Genomic DNA, 20,517 nt, shown 5'->3' with positions numbered 1-20,517 from the left:
TCAGTCCGCGAACAGCAGGACCGGCGTCTCGAGATACTTTTTCAGCCCCTGGACGAAGCTCGCCGCATCCCAGCCATCGACGACGCGGTGGTCGCAGCTGATCGACAGGTTCATCAGCTTCGCGCGGACCACCTCGTCGCCCTTAAACACGGGGCGTTCGACGATCTTGTTCGGCCCGATGATCGCGACCTCGGGCCGGTTGATCACCGGCGTCGTCGCGATCCCGCCGAGCGGCCCGAGCGAGGTGACGGTAATCGTCCCGCCACCCATCTCGTTCGGCGCGAGCTTGCCCGCGCGCGCGGCCTCGGCAAGCCGCGTGATCTCGGTCGCGAGCTGCCAGACGTTGCGGTCCTGCGCGTCGCGGATCACGGGCACGGTCAGCCCCGCATCGGTCTGCGCCGCCATGCCCAGATGGATCGCCCCGTGCCGCGTCACCACGCCCGCCTCGTCGTCGTAGCGCGCGTTGAGCATCGGGAAATCGGGGATCGTCTTGCAAATCGCGACGATCATCAGCGGCAGCATCGTCAGCTTGGGCCGCCCGCCGCGATTGGCGTTCAGATCCGCGCGCATCGCCTCCAGCGCGGTGACGTCGATCTCGTCGACATAGGTGAAATGCGGGATCGCGCGCTTCGACGCGGCCATGTTCTCTGCGATCTTGCGCCGCATGCCGATGACCTTGATCGGCTGATCCGCGCGCGCCCGGCTCGCCCCCGGCGCCTGATAGCCCTGCCCCGCGCCGTATCGCAGATACGCGTCGAGATCGGCATGACGGACCCGGTCGGACTCGGTCTTCACCGACGCCAGATCAATCCCCAGATCCCGCGCCCGCGCCCGCACCGCGGGCGATGCCAGTGCGTGTGCCTTGGCAGCAGCGACCTGCTCGTCACTCCCCCCCGGCGAAGGCCGGGGTCCAGTTGGAACGTCTCCAGTGATAGTGGTCCGAGGCTCGTCATCTGCCGACCCCACCTGGGCCCCGGCCTCCGCCGGGGTGGTGGCGGTCGGCGTATCGACCACCTCCTCAACCCCCGGATTCTCCGCCTCATACTGCTCGGCCGTCTCCGCCTGCGCCGCCGTCAACGGCGCCGCCACAACCTCACCCCCGGCGTCGACCGCATCCGTCTCGATCACCACCAGCGCGGCCCCGATCGACACCTGATCGCCGACCTCGCCCGCCAGCGCGACGACGACGCCCGACACGGGCGATTCCATCTCGACCGTCGCCTTGTCGGTCATCATGTCCGCGACCGGCGAATCCTCCTCGACGCGGTCGCCGATCGCGACGTGCCATGCGACGATCTCGGCCTCCGAGATGCCTTCGCCGATATCCGGCAGTTTGAAGGTAAAGCGAGCCATCAGAAAATTCCGTTCGTTTCGAGCGAAGTCGAGAAACTTGTGTGAGGGATTCCGAAGGCTTCTCGACTGCGCTCGAAGCGAACGGGGGTGGGTGAACGCATCATTATGCGTCCTTCATGATCTTCTTGAGGGCCTCGGTGATACGGACCGGCCCCGGGAAATAGGCCCATTCCAGGCTGTGCGGGTACGGCGTGTCGAACCCGGTCACGCGCTCGATCGGTGCCTCGAGATGGTAGAAACAGCGTTCCTGCACCAGCGCCGACAGCTCGGCGCCGAACCCGCTGGTCCGCGTCGCCTCGTGGACGATCATGCAGCGCCCGGTCTTCTTCACCGACGCCTCGATCGTCTCGATGTCGAGCGGGACGAGCGTGCGCAGGTCGACGATCTCGGCGTCGATCCCCGTCTCGGCGATCACCGCCGCGCAGACATGCACCATCGTGCCATAGGCGAGGATCGTCAGCGCCTCGCCGGCCCGGACGATCTTCGCCTTGCCGAGCTCGATCTTGTAATAGCCCGTCGGCACTTCGCCGGCCGGATGCTTCGACCAGTTCTGCGACGGCCGATCCCAATAGCCGTCGAACGGGCCGTTATAGATGCGCTTGGGCTCGAAGAAGAGCGTCGGGTCATTGTCCTCGATCGCCGCGATCAGCAGGCCCTTCGCGTCATAGGGCGTCGACGGGATCACCGTCTTGATCCCCGACATGTGCGTGAAGAGCCCCTCGGGGCTCTGGCTGTGCGTCTGCCCGCCGAAGATGCCACCGCCGAACGGCGATCGCACCGTGATCGGCGAGGTGAACTCGCCCGCCGAGCGATAGCGCAGCCGCGCGGCCTCGGACACGAGCTGGTCGAGCGCGGGATAGATGTAATCCGCGAACTGGATCTCGGGAACAGGACGCAGGCCGTACGCACCCATCCCCACCGCGACGCCGATGATCCCGCATTCGGTAATCGGCGTGTCGAACACGCGCGTCTTGCCGTGTTTCGCCTGCAACCCCGCGGTCGCGCGGAACACGCCGCCGAAATAGCCGACATCCTCGCCCATCACGATCACGTCGGGATCGCGCGTCATCATGATGTCCATGGCGGAGTTGATCGCCTGGATCATGTTCATCCGGCTGGTCTCGCCGCCGTCCGCTGTTTCGGACCCGGGTGCCTCGATCATGTCGCTCATGCCTTGCGATCCCATGGACGGCCGCTTGCCGTCTCTTCATCGAGCATCTGCTGACGCTGCTCCTTCAGATGCCAGGGCAGTTCCTCGAATACGCCGTCGAACAGCGATTCGAGCGGCTGGTGCAGCCCGTGCCCGAGGATGCCGTTCTTCTCAGCCTCCTTCTGCGCGGCCTTGACCTGCTCGGCGAGCTCCTTGTCCTGCGCCGCGTGGCGTTCGTCGTCCCATTCGCCGATCGCGATCAAATGGTCCTTCAACCGCTTGATCGGGTCGCCGAGCGGCCACGCATTGGGCTCGCCCTCGCTGCGATACTGGCCGGGATCGTCCGAGGTCGAATGACCTTCCGCGCGGTACGTGAAATGCTCGATCAGCGTCGGCCCCTGATTGGTCCGCGCCCGCTCGGCCGCCCACTCGGTCGCGGCGTACACGGCAAGCGCATCGTTACCGTCGACGCGCAGCCCGGCAATGCCATAGCCGACCGCCCGCGCCGCAAACGTCGTCGCCTCCGCCCCCGCAAAGCCCGAGAAGCTCGAAATCGCCCACTGGTTGTTGACCACGTTGAAGATCACCGGCGCGCGGTAGACCGCGGCGAAGGTGCACGCCGAATGGAAGTCGCCCTCCGCGGTCGATCCCTCGCCGCACCACGTCGCCGCAATCCGCGTGTCACCCTTCGCCGCCGACGCCATCGCCCAGCCCACGGCTTGCGGATATTGCGTCGTAAGGTTGCCCGAGATCGAGAAGAACCCGGCTTCCTTGACCGAATACATGATCGGCAGCTGCTTGCCGCCCAGCCTGTCCGCGGTGTTCGAATAGATCTGGTTCATCATGTCGACGAGGCTCCAGCCCCGTGCGATCAGCAGTCCCTGCTGGCGGTAGGACGGGAAGCACATGTCCTCGTAATCGAGCGCATAGGCCGCCGCGACCGCGACCGCCTCCTCGCCCAGCGCCTTCATGTAGAAGCTCGTCTTGCCCTGCCGCTGCGCGCGGAACATGCGCTCGTCGAACGCACGGAGCAGCGCCATGCTGCGCAGCATACGGCGCAGCATATCGGGCGAAAGCTTGGGATCCCATGGCCCCACCGCATTGCCGTCATCGTCGAGCACGCGGACCAGCGTATAGGCGAGATCGGTGAAATCGCTCGCCTTGTCCGCGGTATCGGGACGCCGCGCCTGCCCCGCGGGCGGCACGTCGACTTCGGCGAAATCGACCGGATCGCCGGGTCGAAACTTCGGTTCGGGCACATGCAGCGTCAATCCGGGTAGATTGCGCAGCGGCTGCGAATCGGCGCGAGGGTGCTCGCTGGCCATCGTCACTCCATCTCCATCGCCCGGCGGCGTACGCGCCGGATCGCTCTTCGCGGCCTTGTTATAAAATTTCAACGGCATTGGCGAGAGGGAGTTTTGCCGGACTCCGCATTCGCACCGGCCGCGTGCAACGCCGTGCGATTAATGCGATAGCATGAGCCTGCGGACGCGGGCAGACACGGGCGGACAGGGGAGGCAGGGCGACATGCTGCAGGACTGGGACGCCGTCGTCGCGATCGGATGCACGCTGCCGGGTGTCGAGCCGGGCACCAGCTACGGCCGGCCCGCACTCAGGTTCCGCGGCAAGACGCTCGCGTCCACCACCGCGCCAGATCCCGGCAGCTTCGTGCTCCATATCGGTCTCGACGAGAAGGACATCCTGCTCGACACCGACCCCGCGACCTTCTGGCAGACCGATCATTATGACGGCTGGCCGGCGGTGCTGGTCCGTTACGGCACCGGCGCGGGCGAGCGGATCGCGGATCTGCTCGCCCGCGCCTGGTGGGACCGCGCTACCGCGGCTCAGCGCAAGGCCTATGGCGAGCGCCCCTAGCCGGGTCGCGCGCTACTCTACCGTCTGCTCGATCACCCCGAAGATCGGGCGATGCCGGTCGTCCTCCGCCCAGATCCGCACCGTGTCGCCCTTTTTCAGGAACGGGGTCACCGCCGCGCCGCCCGCGATCGTCTCGATCGTCCGCACTTCGGCCAGGCAGGAATAGCCGACCCCGCCCTCTGCGATCGGCTTGCCCGGCCCGCCATCCGCGCCGCGGTTCGACACCGTGCCCGACCCGACGATCGTCCCCGCGCCAAGCTTGCGCGTCTTGGCGGCATGCGCGATCAGCGTGCCGAAATCGAACGTCATGTCCTCGCCCGCCTCGGCGCGGCCAAAGGGCTGGCCGTTCAGGTCGACCATCAGCTTGCGGTGCAGCTTGCCGTCCTGCCACCAGTCGCCGAGCGACTCGGGCGTCACGAACACCGGCGAAAACGCACTGGCGGGCTTCGACTGGAAGAAGCCGAACCCCTTGCCCAGCTCGGCCGGGATCAGGTTGCGCAGCGACACGTCGTTGGTCAGCCCGACCAGCCGCACCGCCGCCAGCGCCTCCTCGCGGCTCGCGCCCATCGCCACGTCACCGGTGACGACGACGACCTCGCCCTCCATATCACAGCCCCAGCTCTCGTCGGAAAGCGGGATCGGGTCGCGCGGCCCCAGAAACCCGTCCGACCCGCCCTGATACATCAGCGGATCGTGCCAGAAGCTGTCGGGCATCTCGGCCGCACGCGCCTGCCGCACGAGCGCGACATGGTTCACATAGGCCGACCCATCCGCCCACTGGTAGGCGCGCGGCAGCGGCGACGCCGCGTCATGCTCGTGGAACCGCCGCATCGGGATCATCTCATGCTCCAGATCGGTCGACAGATTCTCGAGCATCGGCGCAAGCCGGTCCCAGTCGTCGAGCGCGGCCTGCAGCGTCGGCGCGATATGCGTCGCATCGGCATACCAGGCGAGATCGTTCGATACGACGACGAGCCGGCCGTCACGGCCCCGGGCTGGATCTGCGTCCTTCAGGCTGGCCAGTTTCATTGCGGATCCTCTCAATGTTTTCACCACCCTACGCCCGCCCGCCGCCGGAAGTCGAGACCGACGGTCGCACGCGCATCCCGACCGGCCGCTCCTGCGTTATCCTTGCAACCAGCCGACCCCGGCGCCACACTTGGTCACCGCCTTCGAAAGCTCCGCCATGCCCCTCGACGCCATGCCCCTCGACATCGTCCGCGTGCCCGTCCTCAGCGACAATTACGCCTGGCTGATCCACGATCCCGACAGCGGCACGACGGTCGCGCTGGACCCAGGCGAGGCGGATCCGGTGATCGCCGCGGCGACCGCGCGCGGCTGGCGGATCGATCAGGTCTGGACGACGCACTGGCATCCCGATCACACCGGCGGCAACGCCGCGATCCGCGCGCAGGGCGCGATCGTCACCGGCCCCGCCGCGGAGGCCGCGAAGATCCCGACGCTCGACCACAGCGTGACCGAGGGCGATACCGTCACGCTCGGCGCGCACGCCGCGCAGGTGATGACCGTGCCCGGACATACCCAGGGCCATATCGCCTTCCACTTCGCCGACGACGCGGTGATCTTCACCGGCGACACGCTGTTCGCGATGGGCTGCGGCCGTCTGTTCGAGGGCACGCCCGCCGACATGTTCGCCAACATGCAGCGCTACGCCGCGCTGCCCGACGAAACGCGCGTCTATTGCGGCCATGAATATACCCAGTCGAACGGCCGCTACGCGCTGGTCGCCGAGCCCGACAATGCCGCGATCCGCGACCGGATGGCCGAGGTCGACGCGGCCCGCGCGCGCGGCGAGGCGACCGTGCCGACGACGATCGGGCTCGAACGCGCGACCAATCCGTTTCTCCGCGCGACCTCGGCCGCCGAGCTCGGCGAGCGGCGCGCCGCAAAGGATGCGTTCAAGGGCTGAATAGGCTATGTCGAGCCCCTCGGGGGCGCAAAGGAACTCGCATGCGCATCATGACACGCTTATCGCTGCTCTGCCTGACGATCGCCGCCACCGCCTGCACGGCCACCCCGCGCGAACAGGCGCAGATCGCGCAGCGCGAAACCGAAACGCAGCAGAAACTTGCGACCGCGCTCAAGGGGCTGACCCCCGGCGAGCCGACCCTGTGCCTCAACACCTTCGGCCAGAAACAGGTGACCAGCTACGGCTCGACGTTCCTCTACCGCGTCAACAACGGCACGATCTACCGGACCGAGACCAATGGCGGGTGCGGCGATCTCGACCGCAACATCCTGATCACGCGGACGCCCTCGGGGCAGCTCTGCCGCGGCGACATCGCCAACACGATCGACCGCGCCAGCCGCTTCCCCAGCGGCAGCTGCAGCTTCGGCGAATTCGTCCCCTATCGGAAGGCCCGATGAGGATGCCGCGCTCCGGCAGGATCGCCAGCCTCGCCGCGCTCGCGCTGACGCTCGTCGCCGGCCGCGACGATCCGCTCGCGGGGCGCATCGCTGGCGCGCCGGTCCGCTGCATCGGCATCGGTCTGGTCCAGGGCCCGACGATCCTCGACGCGACCACCATCCTCTATCGCCAGTCGGGCAAGCGCGTCTGGCGCACCGGCCCGGTCGGCCCCTGTCCGCAATTGCGCCCGCTGTCGACGATCATCGTCGACATCTATGGCGGCCAGCTCTGCCGCAACGACCGGTTCCGGCTGATCGAACCCGGCCTGTCGATCCCCTCACCCTCCTGCCGCTTCACCGACTTCACCCCTTACGACAAACCCTGACGCCCGGCCGTCCCGGATGATATGTTGCATCATGGCAACAACCAGCCATCCAATTTTCCGCAGCTGCGAACATCTCCTTTGATATGATACATCATTCGCGCTAGGCGGCAGCTCCGGGGTTCAAGGAGCGTTTCTATGCGTAAGACTTTCATCGGGATCAGCGCGCTGGCGGTCTTCGCCGCGACCGCCGCGACCGCCCAGACCGACACGCCGCCGACCGGCGCACCGGCCCATACGCCTGCCGCAACCCCAGCCCCGACCCGCACCCCCGCCCCGCGCGCGGCCGCCGAGATTCTCGTCACCGCCCCCGTCCGCCAGAGCGAGACCGACGTCCTCCAGGGCACCTCGATCCTCTCGGGCGCCGAGCTCACCCGCAACCTGCGCCCCACCATCGGCGAGACGCTCGCGCGCCAGCCCGGCGTGTCCGCCACCTCTTTCGGCCCCAGCGCCTCGCGCCCGATCCTGCGCGGCTTCCAGGGCGAGCGCATCCGCGTGCTGACCGACGGGATCGGCTCGATCGACGTCTCGAACACCTCGGTCGATCACGCGGTCATCATCGACCCGCTGCTCGCCGAGCGGATCGAGGTGCTGCGCGGCCCCTCCGCGCTGCTGTTCGGCTCGTCCGCGGTCGGCGGCGTCGTCAACGTCATCGACACGCGCATCCCGCGCAGCGTCCCCGAAAACGGCTACCGCGTGAACGGCATCGCCACCTACGGCTCGGCCGCGAACGAGCGCTCGGGCGGCGCCGCCGGCGACGTCGCGGTCGGCCAGCACCTCGTCCTCCACGCCGACGGCTCCTATCTGAAATCAGGCAATCTGCGCACCGGCGGCAACATCCTGTCGTCGCAGGCGCGCGCCGCCGCGCTCAGCCAGGTCGGCCTGCCGCAGGACACCGACGAGCCGATCGACTTCGCCGGCTCCGCCGCACTCCGCGGCAAGCTGCCCAACACCCAGTCCGAGACCTGGACCGCCGGCGTCGGCGCGTCGATCATCACCGATGGCGGCAATCTCGGCGTGTCGTACAGCCATTATGACAGCCTCTACGGCGTGCCGATCCGCTACGCGACGCAGGTCGGCCAGGAGCAGGAGGCGCCCCGCCTCGACGTCGTCCAGAACCGCGTCGACCTGCGGGGCGAGATCAACACCGGCGGCGGCTTCCTCGACAAGATCCGCGTCCGCGCGGGCCATGCGACCTATCGCCATTTCGAGCTCGAACCCGATGGCGGTGTCGGCACCGCCTTCTTCAACAACGGCACCGAAGGCCGGATCGAGCTCGTCCAGGCCAATCGCGGCGGCTGGCAGGGCGCATCGGGCGTGCAATATTTCAACCGCCTGTTCGACGTGAACGGCGACGAAGCCTTCCTGCCGCGCAACGAGACCAACCAGACCGGCCTCTTCACGCTCCAGCAATACAGCGCCGGCGCGTTCCGGGCCGAGGGCGGGCTGCGCTACGAGACGACGTCGCTCTCCGCCAAGACCCCGCTCGACGACCTCCGCTTCTTCCGCGGCAGCCGCAGCTTCGACGCGGTCTCGGGCTCGCTCGGCGCCTCCTACGGCGTGACCGACGCGGTCCGCTTGGGCGTCAACCTCTCGCACACCGAGCGCGCGCCGTCCGCCGAGGAGCTGTTCGCGAACGGCGGCCATGCCGGCACCCAGGCCTATGAATTCGGCAGCCCCGATTTCAAGCTCGAGAAGAGCTGGGGCATCGAGGGCACGCTCCACGCGCATGGCGATGGCTTCAGCTTCGACGCGTCGGCCTATTACAACGACTTCTCCAACTATATCTCGGAGAACCAGGTCGCGCAGAGCGTCTGCCAGACCGCCGCCGATCCGTCGGGGCGCGAGGTCGACCTGCCCTGCTTCCAGTATCAGCAGGCCGATGCGCGCTATTACGGGTTCGAGGCCAATGCCTCGGTCCGGCTCGCGCAGATCGGCGGCTATGTGCTGAACGCCGACCTGCTCGGCGATTATGTCCGCGCGACGATCGTCGACAACGGCCCCGTGCCGCGCATCCCGCCGATGCGCGTGCTCGGCGGGATCGAGGCACAGGGCGACCGCGTCAACGGCCGGCTCGAAGTCGAGCACGTCTTCGACCAGGACCGCATCGCCGCGTTCGAGACGACCACCAACGGCTACACGATGGTCAACGCGACCTTGGGCTTCAACCCGTTCGGCAAGGACAGCAAGACCTCGATCCTGCTCAGCGCGAACAACCTGTTCGACGTCGAAGCCCGCCGCCACGCCAGCTTCCTCAAGGACTTCGCCCCCCTAGCCGGCCGCGACATCCGCGCGACGCTCCGCTTCGGGCTGTAACGGGGGGGGCCGCTCCCCACTCCCAGAAAAGGAGCACCACCCCGGCGAAGGCCGGGGCCCAACTGGGGGGACCAAAGTAACCAGCTCCAGCCCGCCCCCACGAAAGCCTACCCAACTGGACCCCGGCCTCCGCCGGGGTGGAAGGCAGAGGCGAGCCGTCCCAAACACCACCCCGGCGAAGGCCGGGGCCCAATTGGGGGGGACCAAAGTAACCCCGCGCCGCCCGCCATCACGAAAGCATACCCAACTGGGCCCCGGCCTCCGCCGGGGTGGAACTCGCGGCGAGCGCAGTGGCCGATAACCGGCCCGCCCCCTATACCCAACCCATGCTCCCCATCCTCTACAGCTTCCGCCGCTGCCCCTACGCAATCCGCGCCCGCAGCGCGGTCGTCGCCAGCGGCGTCGCGGTCGAGCTCCGCGAGATCGTCCTGCGCGACAAGCCCGCCGCGCTGCTCGCCGCCTCCCCCAAGGGCACCGTCCCCGTCCTGATCCTCCCCGACGGCCGCGTCATCGACCAGAGCCTCGCCATCATGCACTGGGCGCTCGCCACCGCCGACCCGCTCGGCTGGCTGGCCGGAGAAGACACCGACCTGATCGCGACCAACGACGGCGCGTTCAAGCATCATCTCGACCGCTACAAATATGCTGATCGCCACGGCACCGATCCGCTCGAGCACCGCGCCGCCGCCACCGCGATCCTCGCCGATCTCGACACGCGGCTGGCAGCCACCGGCCACCTCGCCGGCCCCCGCGTCACGCTTACCGACATGGCGATCCTCCCGTTCGTGCGGCAATTCGCGCAGACCGACCGCGCCTGGTTCGACACGCTCCCCCTCCCCGCGCTCCACGACTGGCTGGGCCGCTATCTCGCAAGCCCGCTCTTCGCCGCCGTCATGACGAGATTCACGCCGTGGCAGCCGGATGCGCCGACTGTCATTTTTCCAACATGATCCGCGGCTAGCGCGTCGCCGGGGGGCATTGCGACAGCATGAGCCGCGCGACGGCGATCACGGTCCACGGGGGTGGCCGCGATCGGCGCGCGCGGGTCGTCGGGTGTCCCTTCGGTAAAACCAAGAAGATCATCCAGGGAACATCACCGTGACACGCACCCGTCTGACCACGTCGCTCCTGCGCGGCATCGCACCCGCGACTTTGCTGCTCGCCGCACTGCCCGCCGCCGCCCAGGACACGACCACCGCCCCGCCCCCCGCTCTTTCTCCGGCTGCCACCCCCGCTGAAGACGGCCTGGGCGAGATCGTCGTCACCGCCGAACGCCGCTCGGAGAATCTCCAGCGCGTGCCGCTGTCGGTCGGCGTCGCCTCGGGCGATGCGTTGCGTGCGTTCCAGGCGGGTGGCGACGACACGCTGCTGTCGCTGTCGGGCCGCGTCCCCGGCCTCTATGTCGAGACGACCACCGGCCGCATCTTCCCGCGCTTCTACATCCGCGGTCTCGGCAACATCGATTTCTACCTCGGCGCGTCGCAGCCGGTCACGATCATCCAGGACGACGTGATCCTCGAGCATGTCGTGCTGAAGTCGAACCCGGTCTATGACGTCCGCCAGGTCGAGGTGCTGCGCGGGCCGCAGGGCTCGCTGTTCGGCCGCAACACGACCGCGGGCATCATCAAGTTCGACACGATCAAGCCGACCAACGACTTCGACAGCCGCGCCTCGGCCTCGGTCGGCACCTATGGCAGCGTCAGCGTCGACGCGGGCGTCGGCGGCCCGCTGATCAAGGACCTGCTGTCGATCCGCGTCTCGACGCTGCTCCAGCACCGCGAAAACTATGTCGACAACGTCTATGCCGGCGTCACGCAGGACAGCACCGCGACCCCGCGCAGGAACGCGATGGGCGGCTTCGACGACCGCAACGTCCGCGTCCAGCTCGCGCTGACCCCGGGCAACGCCTTCTCGCTCGACCTGTCGGGCCATGCGCGCTGGTATGACGGCACCTCGACGCTGTTCCACCGCGCCGCGCTGAAGAAGGGCTCGAACGACGTCCAGGCCGAGCCGCGCAACATCGTCGCGCTCGACGAAGGCAATGACAATCCGCAGAGCTACACCACCTATGGCGGTTCGGTCCGCGCGACCTACGACTTCGGTCCCGCCGCGCTGACCTCGATCACCGCGTACGAGACGACCTCGGGCTTCAGCCGCGGCGACACCGATGGCGGCGCGGGCGCGAACTTCCCCGTCCGCGGCACGGCGAACGGCTTCGGCCAGTCGCAGGGCCAGATCCGCGATCTCGACCAGTGGTCGCAGGAGCTGCGTCTGTCGGGCACGCAGGGCGGGCGCTTCAACTGGCAGGTCGGCGGCCTGTATTTCGACACGCGCGACATCACCGATTTCTACCAGCGGACCTTCTTCCTGACGACCGCACAGCGCAACCCGAACAACTGGGTCCGCCTCCACGACGTCAACACCTCCTGGGCAGGCTTCGGTCAGGTCAGCTACGAGCTGATGGACCGGCTGACGCTCACCGCCGGCGGCCGCATCACCGAGGACAAGAAGCGCACGCAGCTGCTCAAGCCCGTCCAGAACGTCGCCGGCATCAGCCAGTATCCGGCCAACTTCCGCACCGACGTCACGCTGAAGGCGACCAAGCCGAGCTGGGACGCGAGCCTCCTCTACCAGGCGAGCCCCGACATCAGCCTCTACTCGCGCATTGCACAGGGCTTCCGCGGACCGACGATCCAGGGCCGCTCGGCGGTGTTCAACTCGGACTTCTCGACCGCCAACTCGGAGACGATCCTGTCGTGGGAGACGGGCATCAAGACCCGCCTGCTCGACAACACGCTCAGCCTCAACGCGACCGTGTTCGGCTACCGCGTCAACGACATCCAGCTCAACGGCAACGATCTCAACGGCAACGGCATCCTGTTCAACGGCAACAAGGCAGAGGCCTACGGCATGGAGGCCGAGGCGAACTGGAAGCCCGTTCCCAACCTCACGCTCGGCGCCGGGCTCAGCCTGCTCCACAGCGCGATTCGCGACAAGACGACCGAGGTGCAGATCTGCGCGCTCAACAACGCGGTCGTCTGCACGCCGTCCGCGGCGGTCCGCCCCGTCCCCGGCGCGTTCGGCACGACCTTCCTCGTCAAGATCGACGGCGAGCCTTTGCCCAATGCGCCGGAGTATAATGTCGACCTGACCGCACGCTACGACCAGCCGCTCGGCAATGGCGGTCGCGCGTTCATCGCGGGCGACTTCAACATCCAGGGCTATACGCAGTTCGTGCTCTACAAGACCAAGGAGTTCACCGCGAACGGCAACTTCGAAGGCGGCCTGAAGATCGGCTATGCCGCGCCCGACGATGCCTATGAACTCGCGGTGTTCGCGCGCAACATCACCGGCGAGAAGAACCTGAAGGGCGTGATCGAGAACTATATGGCCGCGGTGTTCAACGAACCGCGGATCATCGGCGTCTCGCTCAGCGGCAAGTTCCGCTGACAAGGCCGGCGTGGCGGTAACCCCGCCACGCCATCCCCTCGCGGATCGTGGCGGTTCATCCGCCACACCACCCTTGCGGAGCGGCTGGCGCTCGCGCGCGGTGCGTGTCAGACATCGGGTTTGACCCTGCCCGAGGACCCGACCGATCCGTCAGATCGCTGCCCTGCCCTACCGGATCACCGCCGACGGATCCGCCGAGATCCTGCTCATCACCTCGCGCGAGACGCGCCGCTGGGTGATCCCCAAGGGCAATCCGATTGCCGGCCTCGCCTCGCACGAGGCGGCGGCGCAGGAAGCGTTCGAGGAAGCCGGGATTCGCGGCATCCCCTGCCCCAGCGCGGTCGGCGATTTCTGCTACGACAAGCGGCGCCGCAGCGGGCGTCTCCGGCCGATGATCGTCAGCGTCTATCCGATGCAGGTCGTCGAACAGGTCGCGGACTGGCCCGAGCGGGATCAGCGCGAGACACGGTGGTTTCCGCCTGATAAGGCCGCCGCCGCGGTCGACGAGCCCGAACTCAAGGCTCTGATCCGAGGATTCCGAAAGCCACCGATCCCGGTGGCGTTCGAACAACGCGTGCTGCCGGTGCTGCGGTCACGAATGAGGAGGCGTTTTCCGATGCTGGGCTGGTTCCAGGCACTCATGCCCAAGCAGGGGCGGTTCTTCGAGCTGTTCGACGCGCATGCCGCGACGCTCGTCGCGGGCGCCGACGCGCTCGCCCGGCTGCTCCACGGCGAAGGCTCGATCGAAAGCCAGATCGCCGAGATCGTGCGCCGCGAACACGAGGCCGACGACATCACGCGCGAGGTCCTGCAGGACGTCCGCCGCGTGTTCGTGACGCCGTTCGACCGCAGCGCGATCACCGACCTGATCGGCGTGATGGACGATGCGATCGACCAGATGAACGGCACCGCCAACGCCATCGCGCTGTACGAGGTGACCGAATTCGCGCCCGAGATGCGCGACATGGCGGGCATCATCGTCGAGGCCGCGCGAATCACCGCCGAGGCGATCCCGCTGCTCCGCTCGCTCGGCAGCAACGCCGGCCGCCTCCACGACCTGACCGCCCGGCTGATCCAGATCGAGGGTCACGCCGACGACATCCACGACACCGGCCTGCGCGCGCTCTTCGCCGCGTCGAAGAGCCATGCCGACCCGATGGCCTTCATCATCGGCCGCGAAATCTATTCGAGCCTCGAAAAGATCGTCGACCGCTTCGAAGACGTCGCCAACGAGATCCAGGGACTCGTCATCGACCATGCGTGACGCGTCGTTTCGGCCCGCGACATCCCCCAAGGCACCCCCCCGGCGAAGGCCGGGGCCCAGTTGGGGGACGGCCATGGCCGAGGGCAGCGCACCGTTACCGCGACCTCTCCAGCTGGACCCCGGCCTCCGCCGGGGCGGTAAACTGGTGGGACGCGCCGCGATGACGCCAATGCAGGCTCGGGGGAGCATCCCCGCATGATCCTCTCGCTTCCGGTCCTCATCGGCCTGATCGGCATCGCGCTGCTGTTCGATTTCCTCAACGGGCTGCACGACGCCGCGAACTCGATCGCGACAGTCGTCTCGACGCGCGTGCTCAAACCGCAATATGCGGTGCTCTGGGCGGCGTTCTTCAACTTCATCGCCTTCGCCGTCTTCGGCCTCCACGTCGCGCAGACCGTCGGCACCGGCATCGTCCATGCGCAGGTGATCGACGCGCAGGTGATCTTCGCCGCGCTGATCGGCGCGATCGCGTGGAACGTCATCACCTGGGTGCTCGGCATCCCCTCGAGCAGCAGCCACGCGCTGATCGGCGGGCTGCTCGGCGCGGGCGTCGCCAAGATCGGCTTCGGCGCGATCGTCTGGAGCGGCGTGATCAAGACCGTCAGCGCGATCTTCGTCTCGCCCGCGGTCGGCCTGCTGCTCGCGCTGCTGCTCGTCCTGCTCGTCGCCTGGACCAGCCTCAACCTCACTCCGCTCGGCGTCGACAAGCGGTTCCGCAAGCTCCAGCTGATCTCCGCCGCGCTCTATTCGCTCGGCCATGGCGGCAACGACGCGCAGAAGACGATGGGGATCATCGCGGTGCTGCTCTATTCGCAGGGGCTGCTCGGCGGCGAGTTCCATGTGCCCTTCTGGGTCGTGCTGTCCTGCCAGGCGGCGATGGCGCTCGGCACGCTGTCGGGCGGCTGGCGGATCGTCCACACCATGGGGTCGAAGATCACCCGGCTGACGCCCGCGCAGGGCTTCTGCGCGGAAACCGGCGGCGCGATCACGCTGTTCGCGGCGACCTTCTGGGGCGTGCCGGTCTCGTCGACGCACACGATCACCGGCGCGATCGTCGGCGTGGGTGCCGCGCGCAGGCTGTCCGCGGTGCGCTGGAACGTCGCCAGCAACATCATCATCGCCTGGACGGTGACGCTGCCCGCCGCCGCCGCGATCGGTGCGGCGACCTATTGGCTGACCGGGCTATTTATCTGATAAATGCAGGCGCTTACGACCTGTTAAGCATGATCGGAGGGCAATTGCGCAACCGCTGATGCGGTACGCTTGCGCAATGTTCTCGCGCTCTCCCGCCATTCCCCTCCGCGATCATCCCGACGCCACGAGCCTCATCCTGTTCGGGCTCGTCGAAAGCGACGAGGATGCGTGGAGCGCCGCGCAGCATGTCCGCCTCGCCAAGGTCGGCGCGGTCTGGCCGGTCGCGCTGATCGCGCACCTCGTGGCCGCGGCGATCGTCTTCGGCGTTTCGCTGGCGGCACGGCCGGCGCTGATCGCGGCGGTGGCGGTGCATGCGGGGGTGATCGCCCTGCTGTCCGGCGCGGCCTTCGCGACGGTGCGCAGCAGGACGCTGCGCGAATGGCCGATCCATCGCCGCAACGCCGTGCTCGCGACCTGCGCGGCCGGGCTGTCCGCCGCGCTCCTGTCCTTGCTCTGGGTCACCGTCGAGCTGCCGGGCGGGCCGATCGAACTCGCCGGGCTGGTCGCGATCGTCGGCGCGATCAGCGTCACCGCGATCACGCTTTACGCCGTGCGCGCCGCGACCCTGGGGTTCGGCATCGGCCTGGCGCTGATGCTGACCTTGCTGTCGGGCGTGGGGATCGCGCCGGTCGTCGCGATCGCCGCCTTTGCCGGCTTTGCCGCGGTCGCCTACCGGATGGCGCGGATCGACTATGCGCTCGCGCTCGATCATGCGGACCAGTCGAGCGAGGGCCGGCTCGCGATGAAGCTGATGGCGGAGTTCGAGAATTACGGCCCCGGCTGGTTCTGGGAAGCCGACCGGCGCGGCCGCATCACCTATATCTCGCCAAAGATGGCGCACGCGCTCCCGCCGCCGTCGGACCCGGAGGAGGGGTGCGACCCGTCGTCCGGGCTGGTCGGCTGCATCCTCACCGACCTGTTCCGCATGGACAGCGACGCGCCCGGCACCGAACGCACGCTCGCCTTCCATTTGTCGTCGCGCACTTCCTTCTCGGACTATTCGGTCTGCGCCGCCGCCGACCCCGCGCCCGAGCGCTGGTGGTCGATGTCGGGCCGACCGGTGATCGACGAGATCGGCCGGTTCCAGGGCTTTATCGGCACCGGCTTCGACCTCACCGAAAAGCGCAAGGCCGATGCCGAGATCAACCGCCTCGCGCTGTTCGACGGGCTGACCGGGCTCGCCAACCGCCAGCGGATGCGGCTGTCGCTCGACAAGACGCTCGCGCAGCAGGCCGGGCCCTACCGGCCGACCGCCTTGTTCCTGATGGATCTCGACCGGTTCAAGGCGGTCAACGACACGCTCGGCCACCAGGCGGGCGACCTGCTGCTCAAACAGGTCGCGCAGCGGCTCACGCGCGTGGTCGGTGACGCAGGGCTGGTCGGCCGGCTCGGCGGCGACGAATTCCAGGTCGTCCTGCCCGGCGTCGACAACCGCGACACGCTCAGCACCCTGTCGCGCGAGCTCATCCTCGCGCTGTCGCAACCCTATTTCATCAGCGGCGCGTCGGTCTCGATCGGCTGTTCGATCGGCATCGCGATCACGCCGCAGCACGGCAAGGATTCGGAGACGCTGATCCGCAATGCCGATCTCGCGCTCTATGCGGCCAAGGCCGATGGCCGCGGCGTCCACCGCTTCTATTCGGACGACATGCTGGCGGGGGCGAAGTCGCGCAAGCAGCTCGAGGACGATCTGCGCATCGCGGTCACCGAAGGCGCGTTCCACCTCTGCTACCAGCCCGTCGTCAGCACCAAGTCGACGCGGATCGTCGGCTATGAGGCGCTGATCCGCTGGAACCACCCGACGCGCGGCCCCGTGTCGCCCGCCGACTTCATCCCGATCGCCGAGGAATGCGGGCTGATCGAGGCGATCGGCACCTGGGTCCTGCGCACCGCGTGCAACGCCGCCGCGCGCTGGCCCGCCGACGTCCGCGTCGCGGTCAACGTCTCGCCGATCCAGTTCGCCAACCCCGCGCTCCCAGCCCTCGTCACCAGCGCGCTCGCCCAGTCCGGGCTCCCCGCCAACCGGCTCGAGCTCGAGATCACCGAGGGCGTCTTCCTCGACGAGAGCGCGTCCTCGGACCAGATGTTCAAGGCGCTCAAAGGGATCGGCGTCCGGCTCGCGCTCGACGATTTCGGCACCGGCTATTCGTCGCTCGGCTACTTACGCACCGCGCCGTTCGACAAGATCAAGATCGACCAGTCGTTCGTGAAGGGCGCGGCCGAACCCGGCAACCGCAACGCCGCGATCATCAAGGCGATCGTCATGCTCGCCGACACGCTCGGCATGGAGACGACCGCGGAAGGCGTCGAGCTGCAGGACGAGATCGCGCTCGTCCGCGATCTCGGCTGCAGCCATATCCAGGGCTATGTCTATGGCCGCCCGGTGCTCAACGAGGTGGTGATGGAACAGCTTTCCGCCGCCGCGGGGGTGGCGACCGCCGCCGGGTTCAAGACCAGCCGTGCGCCGCGCGTGCGGATGCTGCGCTCGGCGCGGCTGCTGGTCGAGGATACGCTCGTCGATGTCCGCGTCCGCGACATCTCGACCAGCGGCGCGATGGTCGAGGGGCTGATGGTCCGCGGCGATCCGACCGGCGCCGGCGTCTCGATCGAGCTCGTCGACGGCCAGATGATCGGCGCGCAGATTCGCTGGCTGCGCGACGGCCGCGCCGGGCTCGCCTTCGACCATCCGGTCGATATCGAACGGCTCGGCCCCCCGCCGCTGGTCCGCGGGATGCGCCGCGCGGGCTGACCGCGGGCCCGCGCGGCTCGCTTGAAAATATTTCGAAAGGCGCGAAATCCGCTTGCGTATCGCGAACGCGGCGCAGATCCACGCGTCGCGCCGCCGCCGCCGCGTCCGGACACCCCAATCCACCCTAGGCAGGGCCGCAACGGGCCAACTAGCGGCTTGCACCCGCTGCGGGATTGGCACAGTATCTGGGGGCTACTTACAGCGGCAGGCCCTATCTCTGGTAGAACATGGTGCGCCCCTCGGGCTGCCACCCTGATTGTCGACAGGCGTAACCACGCGCTGCCGATCAGTTTTTGTTCTGCTTTTGATCTGCCCGATGATAGCATGGGATATGCTCCCGATTCGAACGATTACAGAATTTTAGGAGCGGTCTTTTGGATTTCAGAGACAGCAGCCGGGATAGCGACATGACGACCGACACCATCGAACAGACCCTCGACACGCCCGCAGCAGAGGCCCCCAAGGCGCCGCGTCAGGCGCAGGACAGCCATTCCGTGCGCGCGCAGATCTACCCGGTCGAGGTCGATCACAGCCGCGACGCGCTGCTGACCGAATTCGGCAAGGAGACGCTGAAGGACCGCTATCTGCTCCCGGGCGAGAGCTATCAGGACCTGTTCGTCCGCGTCGCCTCTGCGTACGCCGATGACGCCGGCCATGCGCAGCGTCTTTACGACGCGATCTCGAAGCTCTGGTTCATGCCCGCCACCCCCGTTCTCTCGAACGGCGGCACCGGTCGCGGCCTGCCGATCTCCTGCTATCTCAATTCGGTCCCCGACAGCCTCGGCGGCATCGTCGACACCTGGAACGAGAATGTCTGGCTCGCCTCGCGCGGCGGCGGCATCGGCACCTATTGGGGCAACGTCCGCGGCATCGGCGAGCCGGTCGGCCTCAACGGCAAGACCAGCGGCATCATCCCGTTCGTCCGCGTCATGGATTCGCTCACCCTCGCCATCTCGCAGGGCTCGCTGCGCCGTGGCTCGGCGGCCGTCTATCTCGACGTCTCGCATCCCGAGATCGAGGAATTCCTCGAGATCCGCAAACCCTCGGGCGATTTCAACCGCAAGGCGCTGAACCTCCACCACGGCGTGCTGATCACCGACGCCTTCATGGAGGCCGTGCGCAACGGCGAGGAATGGCATCTGCGCTCGCCGAAGGATCAGGCGATCCGCGCCACGGTCGACGCGCGCTCGCTGTTCCAGAAGCTCGTCGAGACCCGGCTCCAGACCGGCGAGCCCTACATCGTCTTTGCCGATCACGTGAACAAGGCGATGCCCAAGCATCACCGCGAACTGGGCCTCAAGGTCTCGACCTCGAACCTCTGCTCGGAAATCACGCTGCCGACCGGCAAGGATCACCTCGGCAACGAGCGGACCGCGGTCTGCTGCCTGTCGTCGCTGAACCTCGAAACCTGGGATCAGTGGAAGGACGAGAAGGGCCTGATCGAGGACGTGATGCGCTTCCTCGACAACGTGCTGCAGGATTATATCGACCGCCACGAGCCCGGCATGGAACGCGCCGCCTATTCGGCGGGCCGCGAGCGTTCGGTCGGCCTCGGCGTCATGGGCTTCCACAGCTTCCTCCAGGCACGCGGCATCCCGTTCGAGGGCGCGATGGCCAAGTCGTGGAATCTGCGGATGTTCAAGCACATCAACGCGCAGGCCAACGAAGCCTCGATGCAGCTCGCGATCGAGCGCGGGCCCTGCCCCGACGCCGCCGATGTCGGCGCGATGGAGCGGTTCAGCTGCAAGATGGCGATCGCACCGACCGCGTCGATCAGCATCATCTGCGGCGGCACGTCGGCCTGCATCGAGCCGATCCCGGCGAACATCTACACGCACAAGACGCTCTCGGGCAGCTTCTCGATCAAGAACCCGTATCTCGAGAAGATGCTCGCCGAGAAGTCGAAGAACTCGGACGCGGTGTGGAACTCGATCCTCGAACAGGGTGGTTCGGTCCAGCATCTCGACTTCCTCTCGACCGAGGAAAAGGACTGCTACAAGACCAGCTTCGAGATCGACCAGCGCTGGCTGCTCGAACTCGCCGCGGATCGCACGCCGTACATCGACCAGGCGCAGTCGCTGAACCTGTTCATCCCCGCCGACGTCGAGAAGTGGGACCTGCTGATGCTCCACTTCCGCGCCTGGGAGCTCGGCATCAAGTCGCTCTATTATCTCCGCTCGAAGTCGGTGCAGCGCGCCGGCTTCGCGGGCGGGGTCGAGGCGGACAACACCATCGACCTGCGTCAGATCGACGTCGAATCGAAGGATTATGACGAGTGCCTCGCCTGCCAGTAAGCCCCCGACCCATCACCGTGGCGGGCCCGCCCGCCGCCTGATCGAACAGCCTGTCGCGCTTCCCGCGCGACAGGCTTTTTCGTTGGCGCGCGGCCTAGGTCCAAAGCGGGCCGGTCTGCGGC

Annotated in this window: 15 protein-coding genes; 11 read left to right on the top strand and 4 right to left on the bottom strand. The window is 67.7% G+C overall.

Translation table 11 applies throughout. The annotated features are described in order from the left end of the window. The 3 genes from IFT71_RS04965 to IFT71_RS04955 form a co-directional block, all read right to left on the bottom strand. A complete protein-coding gene (locus IFT71_RS04965; protein ID WP_192139452.1) occupies nucleotides 1-1,353 on the bottom strand; it encodes a dihydrolipoamide acetyltransferase family protein in 1,353 nt (450 codons plus the stop codon). A 103-nt stretch (nucleotides 1,354-1,456) separates the two neighbouring features. Further along, nucleotides 1,457-2,464: an alpha-ketoacid dehydrogenase subunit beta gene (locus IFT71_RS04960; protein ID WP_031394420.1), complete on the bottom strand. Its 1,008-nt coding sequence runs from the start codon at nucleotides 2,462-2,464 to the stop codon at nucleotides 1,457-1,459. A gap of 56 nt (nucleotides 2,465-2,520) precedes the next feature. Beyond that, entirely contained in the window at nucleotides 2,521-3,828 is a 1,308-nt protein-coding gene (locus tag IFT71_RS04955) for a thiamine pyrophosphate-dependent enzyme (protein ID WP_159511499.1), read from the bottom strand. Between the two features lie 151 nt (nucleotides 3,829-3,979). Between IFT71_RS04955 and IFT71_RS04950 the strand changes: the two genes are divergently transcribed. Further along, a complete protein-coding gene (locus IFT71_RS04950) occupies nucleotides 3,980-4,378 on the top strand; it encodes an MmcQ/YjbR family DNA-binding protein (protein ID WP_244654777.1) in 399 nt (132 codons plus the stop codon). Between the two features lie 12 nt (nucleotides 4,379-4,390). Here the strand turns inward: IFT71_RS04950 and IFT71_RS04945 are convergent, their stop codons facing one another. Then, complete coding sequence (locus IFT71_RS04945) at nucleotides 4,391-5,407, bottom strand: fumarylacetoacetate hydrolase family protein (RefSeq protein WP_192139450.1); 1,017 nt, start codon at nucleotides 5,405-5,407, stop codon at nucleotides 4,391-4,393. A 157-nt stretch (nucleotides 5,408-5,564) separates the two neighbouring features. On the opposite strand from IFT71_RS04945, the gene gloB reads away from it, so the two are divergent. From gloB to IFT71_RS04895, 10 genes are all read left to right on the top strand, one after another. Further along, complete coding sequence (gene gloB, locus IFT71_RS04940; protein ID WP_446740750.1) at nucleotides 5,565-6,308, top strand: hydroxyacylglutathione hydrolase; 744 nt, start codon at nucleotides 5,565-5,567, stop codon at nucleotides 6,306-6,308. A 41-nt stretch (nucleotides 6,309-6,349) separates the two neighbouring features. Then, the gene (locus IFT71_RS04935) at nucleotides 6,350-6,766 is read left to right on the top strand and encodes a hypothetical protein (protein WP_192139448.1); all 417 of its coding nucleotides are present in this window, start codon (nucleotides 6,350-6,352) and stop codon (nucleotides 6,764-6,766) included. Continuing rightward, the gene (locus IFT71_RS04930; protein WP_192139446.1) at nucleotides 6,763-7,131 is read left to right on the top strand and encodes a hypothetical protein; all 369 of its coding nucleotides are present in this window, start codon (nucleotides 6,763-6,765) and stop codon (nucleotides 7,129-7,131) included. The genes IFT71_RS04935 and IFT71_RS04930 overlap by 4 nt, the downstream gene beginning before the upstream one ends. A 135-nt stretch (nucleotides 7,132-7,266) precedes the next feature. Further along, nucleotides 7,267-9,444 (top strand): TonB-dependent receptor domain-containing protein, encoded by a 2,178-nt coding sequence (locus IFT71_RS04925; protein ID WP_192139444.1) that lies wholly within the window; start codon nucleotides 7,267-7,269, stop codon nucleotides 9,442-9,444. A gap of 326 nt (nucleotides 9,445-9,770) precedes the next feature. Beyond that, nucleotides 9,771-10,394, top strand: coding sequence for a glutathione S-transferase (locus IFT71_RS04920; RefSeq protein WP_192140190.1), 624 nt, complete (start codon nucleotides 9,771-9,773; stop codon nucleotides 10,392-10,394). Between the two features lie 148 nt (nucleotides 10,395-10,542). Further along, nucleotides 10,543-12,894 carry a TonB-dependent receptor gene (locus IFT71_RS04915; protein ID WP_446740749.1) on the top strand — a complete coding sequence of 784 codons (2,352 nt, stop codon included), beginning with the start codon at nucleotides 10,543-10,545 and terminating at the stop codon, nucleotides 12,892-12,894. Between the two features lie 145 nt (nucleotides 12,895-13,039). Next, nucleotides 13,040-14,158, top strand: a complete 1,119-nt coding sequence (locus IFT71_RS04910) for a DUF47 family protein (protein WP_056679450.1) — start codon at nucleotides 13,040-13,042, stop codon at nucleotides 14,156-14,158. Nucleotides 14,159-14,353: 195 nt separating this feature from the next. Then, nucleotides 14,354-15,352, top strand: coding sequence for an inorganic phosphate transporter (locus IFT71_RS04905; RefSeq protein ID WP_192139442.1), 999 nt, complete (start codon nucleotides 14,354-14,356; stop codon nucleotides 15,350-15,352). Between the two features lie 76 nt (nucleotides 15,353-15,428). Continuing rightward, nucleotides 15,429-18,101: an EAL domain-containing protein gene (locus IFT71_RS04900; RefSeq protein WP_192139440.1), complete on the top strand. Its 2,673-nt coding sequence runs from the start codon at nucleotides 15,429-15,431 to the stop codon at nucleotides 18,099-18,101. A 407-nt stretch (nucleotides 18,102-18,508) separates the two neighbouring features. Further along, the gene (locus IFT71_RS04895; protein ID WP_409349135.1) at nucleotides 18,509-20,395 is read left to right on the top strand and encodes a ribonucleoside-diphosphate reductase subunit alpha; all 1,887 of its coding nucleotides are present in this window, start codon (nucleotides 18,509-18,511) and stop codon (nucleotides 20,393-20,395) included. Nucleotides 20,396-20,517 lie beyond the last annotated feature (122 nt).

The organism is Sphingomonas sp. CFBP 13733 (assembly GCF_014841795.1).
Taxonomy (GTDB): domain Bacteria; phylum Pseudomonadota; class Alphaproteobacteria; order Sphingomonadales; family Sphingomonadaceae; genus Sphingomonas; species Sphingomonas aerolata.
This window is presented reverse-complemented; position numbering and strand designations above follow the sequence as displayed.

Excerpts from the sequence above, each read along its gene's own strand:
- IFT71_RS04965 (WP_192139452.1), bottom strand. The coding sequence starts at position 1,353 with ATGGCTCGCTTTACCTTCAAACTGCCGGATATCGGCGAAGGCATCTCG.
- IFT71_RS04960 (WP_031394420.1), bottom strand. The coding sequence starts at position 2,464 with ATGAACATGATCCAGGCGATCAACTCCGCCATGGACATCATGATGACG.
- IFT71_RS04955 (WP_159511499.1), bottom strand. The coding sequence starts at position 3,828 with ATGGCCAGCGAGCACCCTCGCGCCGATTCGCAGCCGCTGCGCAATCTA.
- IFT71_RS04950 (WP_244654777.1), top strand. The coding sequence starts at position 3,980 with ATGAGCCTGCGGACGCGGGCAGACACGGGCGGACAGGGGAGGCAGGGC.
- IFT71_RS04945 (WP_192139450.1), bottom strand. The coding sequence starts at position 5,407 with ATGAAACTGGCCAGCCTGAAGGACGCAGATCCAGCCCGGGGCCGTGAC.
- gloB (WP_446740750.1), top strand. The coding sequence starts at position 5,565 with ATGCCCCTCGACGCCATGCCCCTCGACATCGTCCGCGTGCCCGTCCTC.
- IFT71_RS04935 (WP_192139448.1), top strand. The coding sequence starts at position 6,350 with ATGCGCATCATGACACGCTTATCGCTGCTCTGCCTGACGATCGCCGCC.
- IFT71_RS04930 (WP_192139446.1), top strand. The coding sequence starts at position 6,763 with ATGAGGATGCCGCGCTCCGGCAGGATCGCCAGCCTCGCCGCGCTCGCG.
- IFT71_RS04925 (WP_192139444.1), top strand. The coding sequence starts at position 7,267 with ATGCGTAAGACTTTCATCGGGATCAGCGCGCTGGCGGTCTTCGCCGCG.
- IFT71_RS04920 (WP_192140190.1), top strand. The coding sequence starts at position 9,771 with ATGCTCCCCATCCTCTACAGCTTCCGCCGCTGCCCCTACGCAATCCGC.
- IFT71_RS04905 (WP_192139442.1), top strand. The coding sequence starts at position 14,354 with ATGATCCTCTCGCTTCCGGTCCTCATCGGCCTGATCGGCATCGCGCTG.
- IFT71_RS04900 (WP_192139440.1), top strand. The coding sequence starts at position 15,429 with ATGTTCTCGCGCTCTCCCGCCATTCCCCTCCGCGATCATCCCGACGCC.
- IFT71_RS04895 (WP_409349135.1), top strand. The coding sequence starts at position 18,509 with ATGACGACCGACACCATCGAACAGACCCTCGACACGCCCGCAGCAGAG.